The organism is Streptomyces sp. NPDC001796, assembly GCF_042892355.1.
Taxonomy (GTDB): domain Bacteria; phylum Actinomycetota; class Actinomycetes; order Streptomycetales; family Streptomycetaceae; genus Streptomyces.
Genome location: NZ_JBIAUC010000009.1, coordinates 103181 through 118249, shown reverse-complemented (window position 1 = coordinate 118249; position 15069 = coordinate 103181). Strand labels below are relative to the sequence as shown.

The window sequence follows — 15069 nt, the reverse complement described above, 5'->3', positions numbered from 1 at the left end:
CTACGAAGGTCATCCATGCCCCACAGCCAAACCTCTGCACCACGCGGCCGGGTCCGCCTCGCGCGCGGAGCATCGCCGTGGCTTCTCCCGACCGTTGCCACCGCAGCCCTCAGCCTGGCCCGGGCGCGCCGCTCCGGCGCCGCGAAGGCCGTGGCCGTGCCCGCCACCGCACTCGCGGCGGGCATGCTGTGGTTCTTCCGCGACCCGGAGCGCGAGATCGCCCGGGGCCGGGTCATCTCGCCCGCCGACGGTGTGGTGCAGAGCATCATGCCGTGGAAGGACGGCCGCACCCGCGTCGCGATCTTCATGAGCCCGTTGAACGTCCACGTCAACCGGGCGCCGCTGGCCGGCACGGTCACGTCGGTCGAGCACATCCCGGGCGGTTTCGTTCCCGCTTTCAACAAGGAGAGCGAGAACAACGAGCGTGTCGTCTGGCACTTCGACACCGAGCTCGGCGACATCGAGATGATCCAGATCGCCGGCGCGGTGGCCCGCCGCATCGTCCCGTACATTCCGCGGGGCACGAAGGTGGAGCAGGGCGACCGCATCGGCCTGATCCGCTTCGGCTCGCGTGTCGACATCTACCTTCCCGAGGGTGTCGAGATCGCGGTGGAGGTCGGCCAGAAGACCGTGGCTGGGGTGACGCGCCTTGACCGTGATTGATCCCGATACCCAGTCCGGCTGGGTGCCGGAGGCCGACGAGGTGGACGACGAGGAGGAGATGCCCCTCTCGCTCCGCCTCTCAATAGCGGACACGCTCACCCTCGGCAACGCGACGTGCGGCTTCATGGCGGTGTACTTCACCACCACCGGGATCCTCATCCCGCACCTGACGGGCAACGACGAGTCCGCGGGCATGGCGCGGCACAGCGCGGCCACGGCGGTCATCCTGATGCTGTGCGCGGCCGTCTTCGACCTGTTCGACGGCCTGGTGGCGAGGAAGCTGCGGTCGTCGCCGATGGGCGCCGAGCTGGACAACCTCTCGGACCTGATCAGCTTCGGCCTGGCGCCGGCGTACTTCGTGCTGGTCTACGGCATGGTGGCGGACGACGCGCACCAGAGGGTGGCGGCGGTCGGCGCGATCGTGGTGCTGCTGGCGGTGGTGCTTCGCCTTGCGCGCTTCTCGTGCGTGACGATGAAGGACGGCATGTTCCAGGGGATGCCGTCGCCGTTCGGCGCGCTGACGGTCGTCTCGATCGTCCTGCTGGAGCTCCCGTTCTTCGCCACGCTGCTGGCGATCCTGGGTACGGCGTGGCTGATGGTGAGCCGGGTGGAGTACCCGAAGCCGCGGGGCCGGCTCGCGGTGGCGATGCTGTCGTGGATCGTCCTGTCGATGGGTCTGCTGGCGGCATGGGCCTTCGACGCGCCGAGCGGTCAGCTGCTGCTGCAGACGGGCTGCGCGCTCCAGCTGGTCATGGGCGCGGTGATCCCGCTGTTCGCCACGGCACGCCGGGTGAACAACTTCCGTGACAACCGCCGGGAGGCGCGAGCGGCGCAGTTGCCGTAGCGCGCGACGCTGCGCTGCGTATGGCGGAGGGCCCCGAACCGGGTTGGGTTCGGGGCCCTCCGCTTTGGTGCCGGGGCGCACCCGGGGGGCGTGCCTCGTCCCCGCGGAAAGCTCTTGCCTCAGACCAGGTGGTCCCGCGCGATCCGTTCCGCCACCCGCTCCAGGACGGGCCCCGCGTCCGCGATGCACCGCGCCACGTCCGGCTCCACCTCCGTCAGGGGGTAGGCCCGCCCGATGCCCGCCCTCTCCAGCGCCTCCGGCGGCAGGGCCAGGCGGCCGCAGACCGCCACGACCTCCTTGCCCGCCGCCCGCGCCGCCGCCGCGACCCCCGCAGGGGCCTTCCCGTGCAGCGTCTGCTCGTCCAGCGAACCCTCGCCCGTGATCACCAGCGAGGCCCGCGCCAGCGCCGGCGCGAAGCCGAGGACGTCCAGCATGACCTCGATGCCGGGGCGGAACCGCGCGCCGAGGAGCAGGGCCCCGTACCCGATGCCGCCCGCGGCCCCGGCCCCCGGCGCCACCGCGTACTCCGCGGCCCGGGTGCCGATCGCCTCCTCCAGTACCTTCGCGCAGTGCGCCAGCGCCGCGTCCAGCGTCTCCACGTCGTCCGGCGAAGCCCCCTTCTGCGGGCCGTACACGGCCGGGGCGCCCTTCGGCCCCGTCAGCGGGTTGTCCACATCGCTCGCGAGGATCAGGTCGACCGAGGCCAGCCGCGGGTCCAGGCCCGACAGGTCGGCACGGTCCAGCCCCGCCAGTCCCCCGCCCCCGGGCGTCACCGGCTCCCCCTCCGCGTCCAGGAACCGCGCCCCGAGCGCGGTCAGCATCCCCGCGCCCCCGTCCGTCGTCGCGCTCCCGCCGACCCCGAACACGATGGTCCGCGCCCCCGCGTCCAGCGCGGCCCGCAGCAGCTCACCGGACCCGTACGTCGACGCCGTCAGCGGCGCGAAGACCCCGGCGGGCAGCCGCTGCAACCCGCTCGCCTCCGCCATCTCCACGACCGCCGTGTCGCCGCGCAGGGCGAACGCCGCCGTCACCTCGTGCCCGAGCGGCCCCGCGACCCGCACCTCACGTCGTTCGAACCCGGCCGCGACCGCCGCGGCCACCGTCCCGTCGCCCCCGTCGGCCACGGGCAGCGCCTCCACCTCGAGGTCCGGCACGACTCTGCGCAGCCCCGTGGTCACCCGCTCCGCGACCTGGACGGCCGTCAGCGACCCCTTGAACTTGTCCGCGGCGACGAGCACCCGCTGTGCCGTTCGCGTGTCGTTCACTGCAGCGTCCGCCACCTGCAATCCCCTCGCTCTTCGAGCCCCGCGCACGTCGAACACGCCAGGGCAGTCGCGCCGCTGTGACCCTAACCGCAGCGCACCTGCCCCGTCATGCCCCGTCCGGCCCCCGGAATCCGCGCGAGTGCCCCCGGAATCGGGTAGACCTTCAGCCATGACCCCTGTGGGCACCGATCTCGCGGACCGCGTCCTCGGCGGCTGGCTGGGCCGGATCGCCGGCAACATGCTCGGCAAGCCGGTCGAGCGGGGCGATGTGTGGACGCGGGAGCGCATCGACCGCTATCTGCGGCAGGCCTCGGCGCTGCCGCTCACCGACTACCTGCCCGAGCCCGCCACCGAGAGCGACGCCCTCGACCTGCGCCCCGAGTGGCGTCAGTGCGTACGCGGCCGCATCCACGGCAGCTGCCGCGACGACGACGTCGACTACGCCGTCCTGGGCCTGGACCTGCTGGAGACGCACGGCTTCGACTTCAGCACCGAACAGGTCGGCGACCAGTGGCTGCTCAGGCTGCCGTATCTGCAGACGTTCACGGCCGAGCGGGCCGCCTACCGCAATCTCGCGGGCGGCCTCAAACCTCCGCTGACCGCCACCTACGACAACCCCTACCAGGAGTGGATCGGCGCCCTGATCCGCGCTGACGTCTACGGCTGGACCTGCCCGGGCGTCCCGCGCCGCGCCGCCTCGCTGGCCCGCCGGGACGCGGTCCTGTCGCACACCGGGAACGGGGTGTACGGGGCGATGTGGGCGGCCGCGCTGATCTCGGCGGCGTTCACCGCGCCCACCGTCCGGCACGCGCTCGACACCGCGCTGACGGTGATCCCCGCGAGCAGTCGTCTCGCCCGCACCGTACGCCGGGTGATCTCGCTCCACGAGACCGGGCTGAGCTGGGAGGAGACGCTGGACGCGGTCTCGGAGGAGACCGCCGGTCTCGGCTGGATCCACACCGTTCCGAACGCGGGGGTCCTCACGGCGGGGCTGCTGTACGGCGACGGTGACTTCACCCGTACGATCACGCTGACCGTGCGCGGTGGTCTGGACACCGACTCCAACGGCGCGACCGCGGGCTCGGTCGCGGGCGTCCTCACCGGCGCGGAAGCGATCCCCGCGCGGTGGAAGGACCCCCTGGAGGACACGGTCCGCAGTGCCGTCTTCGGCTACGACGGTGTCCGCATCAGCGAGCTGGCGGAACGGACCCTGCGGCTCGTGGAGGCCCAAGAAGGAGGCCCCGACTCCTCAACGAGTTGGGGCCCTTGACCCTGAACGGCGACACTGATCGCTAGGTCGACTTCATCTGCGATCCATGCGGCCACGAGGCTGACAAGCGGTCACGCCCAGACGTCTTCCTTCGTGGAGCACTTCGACCACGAGCCCTTCACCACGCACACCCACATCAGGTAGTGGTTGCCCTCGGGAAGGTTGCCCGAAGTCGTGTCCTGGTATTTGGCACTGTGGCCACGGGTGGTCGCGGTCCGTCCCGTGCTCAGGTGAGACTCGATGCCGTAGCCGTCCGCCAGGTTGTCGTACGCCACCAGGGTGTCCCCGGGTTCACCGCCCGTGCCCGGGTCGGCCCACCAGCCGGCCCACCCCGCGAGACGGCCCTCCATGGAGTCGTTGAAGACGTTGATGTAGGTGTCGCTCCCCATGTGCTGGAGCTCGAAGTGGAAGCTGTCCTCCGCGGCCGAGGCCGGTCCCGCCCCCGCCGCCAACAGGCCGGCGGTGAGCGCGGCGGCCCCCGCCATCGCCGCCAGGCGCGCCTTGATGTTCGGCACGTGGTCCCCCTGTTCATGGTCTTGGCATGCTCCTGACGAGCATGGTGATCACCGATCTTCTCCCAGACCTTGCCTCTCCGCAACTCCCCATCCTTTACGCGTCGTTGGTCAGGAGAGGCAGCCAGTGGTGATCCGGTTGCACGGGGAACGCGTGCTGCGGCTCGTGGAAGCCGAGGCCGCCGGAGGGAGCCGGAGCCCGTCCGAAAAATGTTCGACTTCCGCGCGACGGACGGCCCCCACCTCCCCGTAGAGCAGGTGAAGGCACCACCCGTACCGCCCCGCACCACCGCCCTTCGTCCGACTCTCGAACCCTCGAGGTACTTGTGGCCCTCTTCTCCGTGCTCCGTCGTCACCGCCACCCGCGGTCGCGGTGGTCTGTCGCCGTAGGGTTGGTGGCCCTCCTGGCCGGCGCCCTGCCCGGTGTGTCGGCCGACGCCGCCACTCCGCCCTCCGGATCGGTCAGCGACACCGCACCCACAACCACATGGGGCGGCGGACCCTTCGCCGTCCCGAACGTCTCAGGCACCACGGGCACCGTGAGCTGCGGCGACCCGCAGCTGTGCGACGACTACGCGCTGAAGGTGACGGTGCCCACCGGCTACGACACCGGTCACAGCCTGCGCATCGACATCAAGTGGCCCGACAGCGCAGCCGACTTCGACCTGTACGTCCTCGACGCGAACGGTCATGTCGTGGCCGCCTCGGCCTCCAGCAGCGACCCCGAGACGGTACTGCTTCCGGCGGTGACGGCGTCGTACACCGTGCGCGTGGTGCCGTACGCGCCGCTCGGCGACAGCTTCACCGGCACCGCGAGCCTGGTCTCCGACCCGGCCGATCCGCCGCCGAGTACGGCGACCCCGCCGACGTACGCCAACTCCTCGGCACCGGACAGCATCGCGGACGCGCACAACGCCGGTGAACCCTCGATCGGTGTCGACCGCGCGACCGGCGCCGCGATGTTCCAGGCCTATACCTCGACGCTCAAGGTCGCCTACGACAGCGCGGGCACCGCCACCTGGCAGGACAAGAGCGCGAACACGGCGCACGGCTGTCCCCAGGGCGGCATCACCAGCCTCGACCCGATCCTGTTCACCGACCCGGCCACCCATCGCACCTTCGAGTCGCAGCTCGCCGGCAAGACCGCCCTGACCTGCTACACCGACGACGACGGCGAGACATGGACGCCGACGGCCGGCTCGGGCATCAACTCGGGAGTGGACCACCAGACGATCGGCGGCGGCCCCTTCGCACCGGGCGGTCCCGGCGCACTCACCTCGTACCCCGACGCCGTCTACTACTGCTCCCAGGACATCGCCGACGCCTCCTGCGCGGTCAGCCGGGACGGCGGTCTGACGTACGGGCCCGCTGTCCCGATGTACTCGCTGCTGGACTGCGGCGGACTGCACGGGCATGTGAAGGTCGCCCCGGACGGCACGGTCTACGTGCCCAACAAGGGCTGCGGCGGCAACCAGGCCGTGGCGGTGTCCGAGGACAACGGACTGACGTGGACCGTCCGCAAGAACCCCTCCAGCACCCCCGGTGACTCCGACCCGAGTGTGGGCATCGGCGCGGGCGGGACCGTCTACATGGGCTACCAGAACAGCGACGGCACCGCGCGGATCGCCGTCAGCCACGACAAGGGCAGGACGTGGCTGTACGACCAGAACGTCGGTGCGGCCCTCGGCATCAAGAACGTCGTCTTCCCGGCCGTGACCGCGGGCGACGACAACCGCGCCGCCTTCGCCTTCCTGGGCACCACCACCGGGGGCGACTACCAGGACACGGCCGGCTTCAAGGGCGTCTGGCACCTGTACGTGGCCACCACCTACGACGGCGGCCAGTCCTGGGTCACCGTCGACGCCACCCCCACCGACCCGGTGCAGAAGGGGTCCATCTGCACGGGCGGCACCACCTGCGGCCAGGACCGCAACCTCCTGGACTTCATCGACGTCACCCTCGACGCCCACGGCCGCGTGCTCGTCGCCTACGCCGACGGCTGCACCGGCGCCTGCGCCACCGGCGGCGCGCAGAACTACGACGCGCTGGCCTCCGTCGCCCGCCAGTCCTCCGGCAACACGCTGTACGGCGCGTACGACGCCGTGGCCGCCGGCAAGCGCAAGAAGACCGAGGGAGGCCGATAGGTGAAGCCGTTCCCGCCCGCCACCGCGCTGGCCGGCTGCGTCCTCGTCCTCGCGGCCGTCACCGGGTGCTCGGCCGCGAGTGAGCAATCGGAGCGGCCGGCCGTGGAGGCAGCCGCCGCACCGGCGCCCGGCGGCTGCCCCACCGCCGCCTCACTTCCGCTGCCCAAGGACTTTCCGGCCGACCTGCCGGTGCCCGAGGGCGCGGTCGTGACCTCGGTGGAGCACCGCGCCGGCGACCGGCTGGTCGTGTCCACCGTCGTACGCGGCGGCTTCGACTCCGCGCTCACCTTCCTGCAGAAGCAGCTCCCCAAGGCGGGGTACCGGCTGAAGGAGGGCGAGGTGGAGGAGGACGACGCCGAGTCGAACTTCTCCTCCCGGACGGTGGAAGGCCGCTGGACTCTTCGGACGGTGCCCGACTGCGCGGGAGGTGTGTACCTGACGTACCTGACGTCCGCCGTCTCCTGACCCGGCAGTGGTTACCCTTCCTGGATGACGACTCCAGACTTCGCCGCGTACATCGCGTCCCTCCCCCGTGTCCTGTCGGGCGCGGCCGCCCTCTTCCGCGACGCCGAAGGCCGGGTGCTGCTCGTGGAGCCCAACTACCGTGAGGGCTGGGCGCTGCCGGGCGGCACGATCGAGTCCGACGACGGTGAGACGCCGCGTCAGGGTGCGCGCCGCGAGACGCTGGAGGAGATCGGTCTCGACCGCGAGCTGGGCCGGCTGCTCGCGGTCGACTGGGTGCACGGGACGGGACGCCCGCCCCTGGTCGCCTACCTGTACGACGGCGGGGTCCTCGGCGAGGACGACCTCAAGGCCATCCGGCTGCAGGAGGAGGAACTGCTGTCCTGGCGCCTGGTGCCCCGTGAGGAGCTCACCGACTACCTGCCCGGCGCCCTCGGGCGCCGCGTGCTCGCCGCCCTCGATGTGCTGGCGGACGGCGCGGGCACAGCGGAGCTGGAGAACGGCAACCGGGTCGGCTGACGCGGACCGCGTTATCCGTTCGCCCCGCCGGGATCAGCCGTCCTACTCTCGGTGACATGACCAAGCCCCTCGTGGCCGTCCTCAGCGGCGCCGGTATCTCCACCGACTCCGGGATCCCCGACTATCGCGGGCCGAACGGGCTGTGGCGACGGGACCCCGAGGCCGAGAAGCTGGTGACGTACCAGTACTACATGAGCGATCCGGAGATCCGGCGGCGCTCGTGGCAGATGCGGCGGCAGAACCGGACCCTGGGCGCCGAGCCGAACGCCGCGCACCGGGCCGTGGCCGAGCTGGAGCGGTCAGGGGTGCCCGTGCGGGTGATCACGCAGAACGTGGACGGGCTGCACCAGCTCGCCGGGATGCCCGCCCGCAAGGTGCTCGAACTGCACGGCACCGCCCGCAGCGTCGTCTGCACGCGGTGCCACGCGCGCGGCCCGATGGAGGACGCGCTGGCCCGCGTCGACGCCGGGGAGGACGACCCGCCGTGCCTGGAGTGCGGCGGGATCCTGAAGTCGGCGACCGTGATGTTCGGTGAGCAGCTGGACCCCGAGGTCCTCGGCGAGGCGGTCGCGATCACCAAGGCGTGCACGGTCTTCATCGCCGTCGGCAGCAGCCTCCAGGTCCAGCCCGCCGCCGCTCTCGCCGGCCTGGCCGCCGACCACGGGGCCCGGCTGATCATCGTCAACGCCGAGCCGACCCCGTACGACGACCGTGCCGAGGAGGTCGTACGGGAGCCGATCGGCACCGCTCTGCCCGCTCTGCTGCAGAGTCTCCGGGAAGGGTAGGCAGCCCTAGAACAACGCCGATCCCCGTTCGAACTCCAGCAGCCGGCGCTTGCGGTCCAGTCCGCCGCCGTAGCCGGTCAGGCCGCCGCTCGCGCCGATGACGCGGTGGCAGGGGACGATGATGCCGATGGGGTTCCTGCCGTTGGCCAGGCCCACCGCGCGGGAGGCACCGGGGTTGCCGAGGGCGTCGGCCAGTTGGCCGTAGGAGCGGGTCTCGCCGTAGGGGATGCGGCGCAGTTGCTCCCAGACGCCGCGCTGGAACGGGGTGCCGTGCAGGCGCAGTTCGAGCGTGAACTCCTTCAACTCGCCCGAGAAGTAGGCCTCCAGCTGTTCCTCCGCCTCGGCGAAGGACCCCTCCTTTCGCTCGCCGAAGGTCTCCTCCGAGGGGCGGTGGCGCTGCTCGGTCATGTAGAGGCCGCACAGGACGCCGTCGTCGGCGACCAGGGTGAGGGGCCCGTAGGGGCTGTCGATGATCGTGTGCTGTTTCACTGTGTGTCCTTAAACCGGAAGGAAGTTGATCGGGTGGCTGTCGGTCGCCCACAGGTACTGGACCGCGTACGCCCGCCACGGCCGCCAGGCCGCCGCGCGTGCGGTGAGTGCCGCCGGGGTGGACGGCAGGCCGAGTTCCTGTGCGGCGCGTCTGATGCCGAGGTCGGTGGGCAGGAAGGCGTCGGGGTCGCCGAGGGCGCGCATGGCGATCACGTCGACCGTCCAGGGGCCGAAGCCGGGGAGTGCCAGCAGCCGGGCGCGGGTGTCCTCCCAGTCGCTCTCGACGCCCAGGTGGATGGATCCCTCGGCGAGTTGACGCACGAGGGTCGTGAAGGTCGTCCGGCGGGTGCGGGGCATCGCCAGCGACTCGGGGTCGAGTGCGGCGAGGGCCTCCGGTGCCGGGAAGAGGTGGGTGAGGCCGCCTTCGGGGTCCTCGACGGCCTCGCCGTGCGCGGTGACCAGGCGGGCCGCGTGGGTGCGGGCGGCAGCCGTGGAGACCTGCTGGCCGAGGACCGCCCGTACGGCGAACTCGGCCTCGTCGACGGTGCGCGGCACACGGCGGCCGGGGGCCTTGTCGACGAGGGGCGCAAGCACCGGGTCCGTGCGCAGCTGGTCGTCGACGGCGACCGGATCGGCGTCCAGGTCGAGCATGCGGCGGCAGCGGCTGATGGCGACGGCCAGGTCGCGCATGTCGCTGAGGCTGAGACGGCAGGCGATGTGGTCGGGTCGCGGGGTCAGCGCCACGATGCCGTGTCCGTACGGCAGCCGGAGCGTGCGCCGGTACGCGCCGACGGGGGGACCGCCCTCGCCGTTCAGGCTGCGGGGGAGCCACTCCTCCACGCCCGGTACGGCGGTGGCGGCGAGGTGTCCGAAGAGGTTGTCCGGGTTGAGCGGGGCGCGGAACGGCAGCCTCAGGCTGAGGACGCCCGGTGCGATCACCGTCTGCCGGGGCAGACGGGCGCGCAGCTCGCTCGGGGAGAGCGCGAAGACCTCGCGGACGGTGTCGTTGAAGGTGCGGATCGAGGAGAACCCGGCCGCGAACGCGATCTCCGCCATCCGCAGCCCGGTCGTCTCGATGAGCAGCCGGGCGGTCTGGGCGCGCTGCGCGCGGGCGAGCGCGAGCGGCCCGGCGCCGAGTTCGGCGAGGAGCTGGCGCTCGATCTGGCGGGTGCTGTAGCCGAGACGGGCGGCGAGGCCGGGCACGCCGTCGCGGTCCACGACACCGTCGGCGATCAGCCGCATGGCGCGGGCGACGAGGTCTGCGCGCTGGTTCCACTCGGGCGAGCCGGGGCTGGTGTCCGGGCGGCACCGCTTGCACGCCCGGAACCCGGCCTGCTGGCAGGCGGCGGCGCTCGGGTAGAAGGTCATGTTCTCCGGTTTGGGCGGCACCGCCGGGCAGCTGGGGCGGCAGTAGATCCGCGTGGTCAGGACCGCTGTGTAGAACCAGCCGTCGAAGCGCGCGTCCTTGGACTGGACGGCGCGCACACAGCGCTCCCGGTCGGTGTGCATCGCGTTCCGCATGCCTCAAGCATCGGGCACCGGAGCGTGCCGGGCTGGCGGAAATCCGACATGTGGCTGGAGCGACCTGCCGTTACCCCGATCGCTGTGCCGCCACGTCGTCGTCCGCAGGCCGCCCCCGCACAGCAGCAGGGGTTTTGTGTTCAGTGGGGGCGCTCGGGGTGGCGTCCGGGGGGCTGGGAAGGCTGCGGCAAGGGGGGCGACGGTTTCACCGGGCGGGTCTGCGCGGTGTCGCCGGCCACAGTCAGCGGCTCGCCGTAGTGCCTGATCCTGACCGATTCCCCCTTCACCAGCGTGTACGTGGCATGGGAGTCGGTGATCTCCACCCGGAGGCACTGGCCGCGGACGTGGATCGAGAAGGCCAGCCGGCTGAGCCTGTCGGGCAGCCGGGGCGCGAAGGACATGGTTCCGGAGTGGTAGCGCAAGCCGCCGAAGCCGGCGACGAGCGCGATCCAGGAGCCCGCCAGGGACGCGATGTGCAGGCCGTCGCGGGTGTTGTTCTCCAGGTCGTCCAGGTCCATCAGGGCCGCCTCGCCAAGGTAGTCGTACGCCAGGCGCAGGTGGCCGACCTCGGCTGCGATGACGGCCTGCACGCTCGCCGACAAGGAGGAGTCACGGACGGTGAGCGGTTCGTAGTAGGCGAAGTTGCGCGCCTTCTCGCCCTCGTCGAAGGCGTCGCCGCGCAGGTACATCGCCAGCACGAGGTCCGCTTGTTTGACCACCTGCTTCCGGTAGATCTGGAGGTACGGGTAGTGCAGCAGCAGCGGGTAGTCCTCCGGCCGGGTGCGGGAGAAGTCCCAGACCTGGTGGCGGGTGTAGGCTGCGGCCTGCTCGTGGATGCCGAGGGCCCTGTTGTAGGGGACGGTCATCGTCTTGGCGGCGGTGCGCCAGGCCGCCGTCTCGTCCTCGGTCACGCCGAGCGCGGCGGCCTGTTCGGGGTGGCGTTCGGCGGCTTCGGCGGCGGCCCGCAGGTTCTCCTGGGCCATGAGATTGGTGTAGGTGTTGTCGTCCGCGAGCGCGCTGTACTCGTCGGGGCCGGTGACGCCGTCGATGTGGAAGCGGCCCTGGGAGTCGTGGTGGCCGAGGGAACGCCACAACCGGGCGCTCTCCACCAGGAGTTCCACCCCGGTGTCGCGTTCGAAGTCCTCGTCGCCGGAGACCGAGACGTAGCGCAGGACGGCATGGGCGATGTCGGCGTTGATGTGGAAGGCCGCGGCGCCGGCCGGCCAGTAGCCGGAGCACTCCGCGCCGTCGATGGTGCGCCATGGGAAGGCGGCTCCCTCGAGGCCGAGCTGCCGGGCGCGGGCGCGGGCCGCCGGCAGGGTGTCCTGGCGCCAGCGCAGCGCCGCGGTGACGCTGCGCGGGTGGGCGAAGATGAGCACCGGCAGAACGTAGGTCTCCGTGTCCCAGAAGGCGTGCCCGTCATAGCCGGAGCCCGTCAGGCCCTTGGCGGGGATGGCCCGCTGCTCCGCCCGGGCGGCGGCCTGGAGCACATGGAAGAGCGCGAAGCGGACGGCCTGCTGTATCTCGGCGTCGCCGTCCACCTCCACATCGGCGTGCGCCCAGAAGTCGTCCAGGACGGCCCGCTGCTCGTCGACCAGACCCTGCCAGCCCGTGCTGCGCGCCTCGGCGAGCGCGGCCTCCACCTGGTCCCCCAGGGACGGCAGTGAGCGCAGCGAGGACCAGCCGTAGGAGACCAGCTTCTCCAGACGGAGCTTCTCGCCGGGCCTGAGGTCGGCGATGACGGTGAACCGGGCGACGTCGTGCGCGCTCTCTCCGGCTGTCCGGGTGGATGCCGGACCCTGTACGACGTGGTCGGCGGCGGCCGCGACCCGCAGTCCGCTGCGGACGGTGCGGTGGATCAGGCGCAGCCGGGCCCCTTCGGCGTGGTGCTCCTCGGAGCGCAGCGGGGATTCCAGGGCGGCGGCCACCCGCGGATCGTCGCTGGGCTGCGGCATGGGCTCGTTGGCGACGAGTTCGGACTGGATGACGACGCGCACCTCGTCGTCCAGCGGCTCAACCTCGTAGGCGATCGCGGCGACGGCGCGGTGGGTGAAGGACACCAGGCGGGTGGAGCGCACCCGGACGGCCTTGCCCACCGGCGAGACCCATTCGCAGACGCGGTGCAGTACCCCGGCCCGCAGATCGAGGACCCGTTCGTGCGAGAGGAGACGCCCGTAGCGCAGGTCCACCTGCTCGTCGTCGACGAGGAGGCGGATGAGCTTGCCGTCGGTGACGTTGATGACCGTCTGGCCGGACTCCGGGTAGCCGTATCCGGCCTCGGCGTAGGGCAGCGGGTGTACTTCGTGGACGCCGTTGAGGTAGCAGCCGGGCAGTCCGTGCGGCTCCCCCTCCTCGAGGTTGCCTCGCCAGCCGATGTGTCCGTTGGACAGGGCGAAGACCGATTCGCTCTGTGCCAGGACGTCCAGGTCGAGCCCCGTCTCGCGGATGCACCAGGGGTCGGCCCCGTAGGCGGGATGAGTGATCACGGCGGGACCTCCGGGAGACATATCCGGAATGCCTGGAATGCCATGTGCTATATCTGCCCGCTCAGCAGTCACTCCATCCCCAAGGGCCCCGGAAAGGACGGCGCACCCCACCAGGGGCAGCGCGGCCTCGCCGAGGGTCGCGGGGAATGAGCGGTCGCTCAGCGAAGCCGCGCCGCGAACGCCTCGTACGCCGGCTCGTCGAAGAGGACGAACGTGACCTCCTCGACGGCCGTCCTCGTGGCCCTGACCGTCTCCACCGCGATACGGGCGGCGTCGTCGATCGGCCACCCGTAGATGCCGGCGGACACGGCTGGGAAGGCCACCGTACGGGCGCCGAGCTCGTCGGCGACGCGCAGCGACTGCCGGTAGCAGGAGGCCAGCAGCTCCGAGCGGTCCTCCTGGGGGCTGAAGCGGGGACCGACCGTGTGGATCACCCAGCGTGCGTCCAGTTCGCCCGCCGTGGTGGCGACCGCCCGGCCCGTTGGCAGTCCCTTGCCGTACCTCGAGGCGCGCAGCGCGCGGCACTCCTCGAGGATCGCCGGGCCGCCGCGCCGGTGGATCGCGCCGTCCACCCCACCCCCGCCGAGCAGGGATGAGTTGGCCGCGTTGACGATCGCGTCGGCGCTCTGCCGGGTGATGTCGCCCTTGACCAGCGTGATGGCGGTCATCGCTGCCTCAGCCTCCGCCAGACCGCCTTCGCCGCGTTGTGTCCCGACATGCCGTGCACGCCCGGGCCCGGTGGGGTGGCCGAGGAGCAGATGAAGACGGCCGGGTGCGGGGTGCTGTACGGGGACAGGGACACCTTGGGGCGCAGCAGGAGCTGGAGGCCGGACGCCGCGCCGGAGGCGATGTCGCCGCCGACGTAGTTCGCGTTGCGGGCGGCCAGTTCGGGCGGGCCGGCGGTGGCGCGGGCGAGAACGCGGTCGCGGAACCCCGGGGCGAAGCGCTCCAGCTGGCGCTCCATGGCGTCGGTGAGGTCACCGCGCCAGCCGTTGGGCACATGGCCGTAAGCCCAGAAGACCTGCTTGCCCTGAGGCGCCCGGGTGGGGTCGGCGACGCTGGGCTGCACGGTGATGAGGAACGGCCGGTCGGGCGCGCGGCCCTCCCGGGACGCGGCGCGCAGGGCGGTGCCGATCTCCGCGCTGTCCGCGCCGATCTGCACGGTGCCGGCGACGCGCGGTTCCTTCGCGGTCCACGGGACCGGGCCGTCCAGCGCGTAATCGATCTTGAAGACGCCCGCGCCGTAGCGGTAGCCGTCGTAGTAGCGCCCGAGGCCGGCGATACGGGCCAGCGCGGTGGGCGAGGTGTCGAAGACGTACGCGCGCGCCGGGGGCAGGTCGTCGAGGCGCTTGACCTCGTAGTCGGTGTGGACGGTGCCGCCCAGGTCCTTCAGGTACGCGGCGAGGGCGTCGGAGATCGACTGGGAGCCGCCGCGGGCGACCGGCCAGCCGCGGGCGTGCGCCGCGAGGGCGAAGACCAGGCCGATCGCGCCGGTGGCGAAACCGCCGAGCGGGGCGATCACGTGGGCGACGAGCCCGGCGAACAGGGTCTTCGCGCGCTCGTCGTGGAAGCGGCGCATCAGCCAGGTCGACGGGGGCAGGCCCACTAGGCCGAACCGGGCGAGGGTGACCGGGTCCCGGGGCAGCGCGGTCCGGGGCAGGGACATGAAGTCCCGGGCCAGGGTGTCCCAGCGGCTCAGGAACGGCGCGACCAGCCGGCGGTACGCTCCCGCGTCGCGCGGGCCGAACGAGGCGGCCGTCTCGGCCACGGACCGTGACAGCACCGCGGCCGTGCCGTCGGGGAAGGGGTGCGCCATCGGCAGCTCGGGGTGCAGCCACTGAAGGCCGTACCGCTCGAGGGGCATGGCACGGAACGCGGGGGAATTGACACCCAGGGGGTGAGCGGCCGAGCACGGGTCGTGCCGGAAACCGGGCAGCGTCAGCTCCTCGGTCCGGGCGCCGCCGCCGACGGTGTCGCGCGCCTCGAAGACGGCCACGGAGAAACCGCGACGGGCCAGCTCCACGGCAGCCGTCAGCCCGTTGGGCCCCGCCCCCACCACGACCGCATCGAGCATCGACGGCACCTTCGGACTCCTTCGTCAGCCGACGG

The 15069-nt window shown here is 72.0% G+C and carries 14 protein-coding genes; 7 read left to right on the top strand and 7 right to left on the bottom strand.

Annotation, left to right across the window (positions count from 1 at the left end; all coding sequences use genetic code 11):
* The first annotated feature begins 15 nt into the window (after positions 1-15).
* Positions 16-663, top strand: a complete 648-nt coding sequence (locus ACFYZE_RS20195; RefSeq protein ID WP_388996060.1) for a phosphatidylserine decarboxylase — start codon at positions 16-18, stop codon at positions 661-663.
* Between the two features lie 22 nt (positions 664-685).
* Positions 686-1507 carry a CDP-diacylglycerol--serine O-phosphatidyltransferase gene (pssA, locus tag ACFYZE_RS20190; protein ID WP_366027545.1) on the top strand — a complete coding sequence of 274 codons (822 nt, stop codon included), beginning with the start codon at positions 686-688 and terminating at the stop codon, positions 1505-1507.
* Between the two features lie 119 nt (positions 1508-1626).
* Here the strand turns inward: pssA and ACFYZE_RS20185 are convergent, their stop codons facing one another.
* On the bottom strand, positions 1627-2745 hold the full coding sequence (locus ACFYZE_RS20185) for a glycerate kinase (RefSeq protein ID WP_388996056.1): 1119 nt from the start codon (positions 2743-2745) through the stop codon (positions 1627-1629).
* A 196-nt stretch (positions 2746-2941) separates the two neighbouring features.
* Between ACFYZE_RS20185 and ACFYZE_RS20180 the strand changes: the two genes are divergently transcribed.
* Entirely contained in the window at positions 2942-4042 is a 1101-nt protein-coding gene (locus ACFYZE_RS20180) for an ADP-ribosylglycohydrolase family protein (RefSeq protein ID WP_388995586.1), read from the top strand.
* 71 nt (positions 4043-4113) lie between these two features.
* On the opposite strand, the gene ACFYZE_RS20175 is transcribed toward ACFYZE_RS20180, so the two are convergent.
* A complete protein-coding gene (locus tag ACFYZE_RS20175; protein ID WP_388995583.1) occupies positions 4114-4557 on the bottom strand; it encodes a hypothetical protein in 444 nt (147 codons plus the stop codon).
* A gap of 392 nt (positions 4558-4949) precedes the next feature.
* On the opposite strand from ACFYZE_RS20175, the gene ACFYZE_RS20170 reads away from it, so the two are divergent.
* Genes ACFYZE_RS20170 through ACFYZE_RS20155 form a run of 4 tightly spaced genes read left to right on the top strand, consistent with a single transcriptional unit; the run spans position 4950 to position 8464 of the window.
* Positions 4950-6698, top strand: a complete 1749-nt coding sequence (locus tag ACFYZE_RS20170) for a sialidase family protein (protein ID WP_388995580.1) — start codon at positions 4950-4952, stop codon at positions 6696-6698.
* The gene (locus ACFYZE_RS20165; RefSeq protein WP_388995577.1) at positions 6699-7163 is read left to right on the top strand and encodes a hypothetical protein; all 465 of its coding nucleotides are present in this window, start codon (positions 6699-6701) and stop codon (positions 7161-7163) included.
* Positions 7164-7187: 24 nt separating this feature from the next.
* Complete coding sequence (locus tag ACFYZE_RS20160) at positions 7188-7679, top strand: NUDIX domain-containing protein (RefSeq protein ID WP_388995574.1); 492 nt, start codon at positions 7188-7190, stop codon at positions 7677-7679.
* Positions 7680-7735: 56 nt separating this feature from the next.
* A complete protein-coding gene (locus tag ACFYZE_RS20155; RefSeq protein WP_388995571.1) occupies positions 7736-8464 on the top strand; it encodes an NAD-dependent deacetylase in 729 nt (242 codons plus the stop codon).
* Between the two features lie 6 nt (positions 8465-8470).
* On the opposite strand, the gene ACFYZE_RS20150 is transcribed toward ACFYZE_RS20155, so the two are convergent.
* The 5 genes from ACFYZE_RS20150 to ACFYZE_RS20130 form a co-directional block, all read right to left on the bottom strand.
* Positions 8471-8953, bottom strand: a complete 483-nt coding sequence (locus ACFYZE_RS20150; protein ID WP_388995568.1) for a methylated-DNA--[protein]-cysteine S-methyltransferase — start codon at positions 8951-8953, stop codon at positions 8471-8473.
* A gap of 9 nt (positions 8954-8962) precedes the next feature.
* The gene (locus ACFYZE_RS20145) at positions 8963-10474 is read right to left on the bottom strand and encodes an AlkA N-terminal domain-containing protein (protein ID WP_388995565.1); all 1512 of its coding nucleotides are present in this window, start codon (positions 10472-10474) and stop codon (positions 8963-8965) included.
* A gap of 140 nt (positions 10475-10614) precedes the next feature.
* A complete protein-coding gene (locus ACFYZE_RS20140; protein WP_388995562.1) occupies positions 10615-12960 on the bottom strand; it encodes a glycoside hydrolase family 65 protein in 2346 nt (781 codons plus the stop codon).
* 158 nt (positions 12961-13118) lie between these two features.
* Positions 13119-13628, bottom strand: a complete 510-nt coding sequence (locus ACFYZE_RS20135) for an O-acetyl-ADP-ribose deacetylase (RefSeq protein ID WP_388995559.1) — start codon at positions 13626-13628, stop codon at positions 13119-13121.
* On the bottom strand, positions 13625-15034 hold the full coding sequence (locus ACFYZE_RS20130) for a phytoene desaturase family protein (RefSeq protein ID WP_388995556.1): 1410 nt from the start codon (positions 15032-15034) through the stop codon (positions 13625-13627). The genes ACFYZE_RS20135 and ACFYZE_RS20130 overlap by 4 nt, the downstream gene beginning before the upstream one ends.
* Positions 15035-15069: the final 35 nt, after the last annotated feature.

Coding starts and splice junctions, on each gene's coding strand:
- ACFYZE_RS20155 (WP_388995571.1), top strand. CDS start 7,736: ATGACCAAGCCCCTCGTGGCCGTCCTCAGCGGCGCCGGTATCTCCACC.
- ACFYZE_RS20180 (WP_388995586.1), top strand. CDS start 2,942: ATGACCCCTGTGGGCACCGATCTCGCGGACCGCGTCCTCGGCGGCTGG.
- ACFYZE_RS20130 (WP_388995556.1), bottom strand. CDS start 15,034: ATGCTCGATGCGGTCGTGGTGGGGGCGGGGCCCAACGGGCTGACGGCT.
- ACFYZE_RS20195 (WP_388996060.1), top strand. CDS start 16: ATGCCCCACAGCCAAACCTCTGCACCACGCGGCCGGGTCCGCCTCGCG.
- ACFYZE_RS20145 (WP_388995565.1), bottom strand. CDS start 10,474: ATGCGGAACGCGATGCACACCGACCGGGAGCGCTGTGTGCGCGCCGTC.
- ACFYZE_RS20160 (WP_388995574.1), top strand. CDS start 7,188: ATGACGACTCCAGACTTCGCCGCGTACATCGCGTCCCTCCCCCGTGTC.
- ACFYZE_RS20135 (WP_388995559.1), bottom strand. CDS start 13,628: ATGACCGCCATCACGCTGGTCAAGGGCGACATCACCCGGCAGAGCGCC.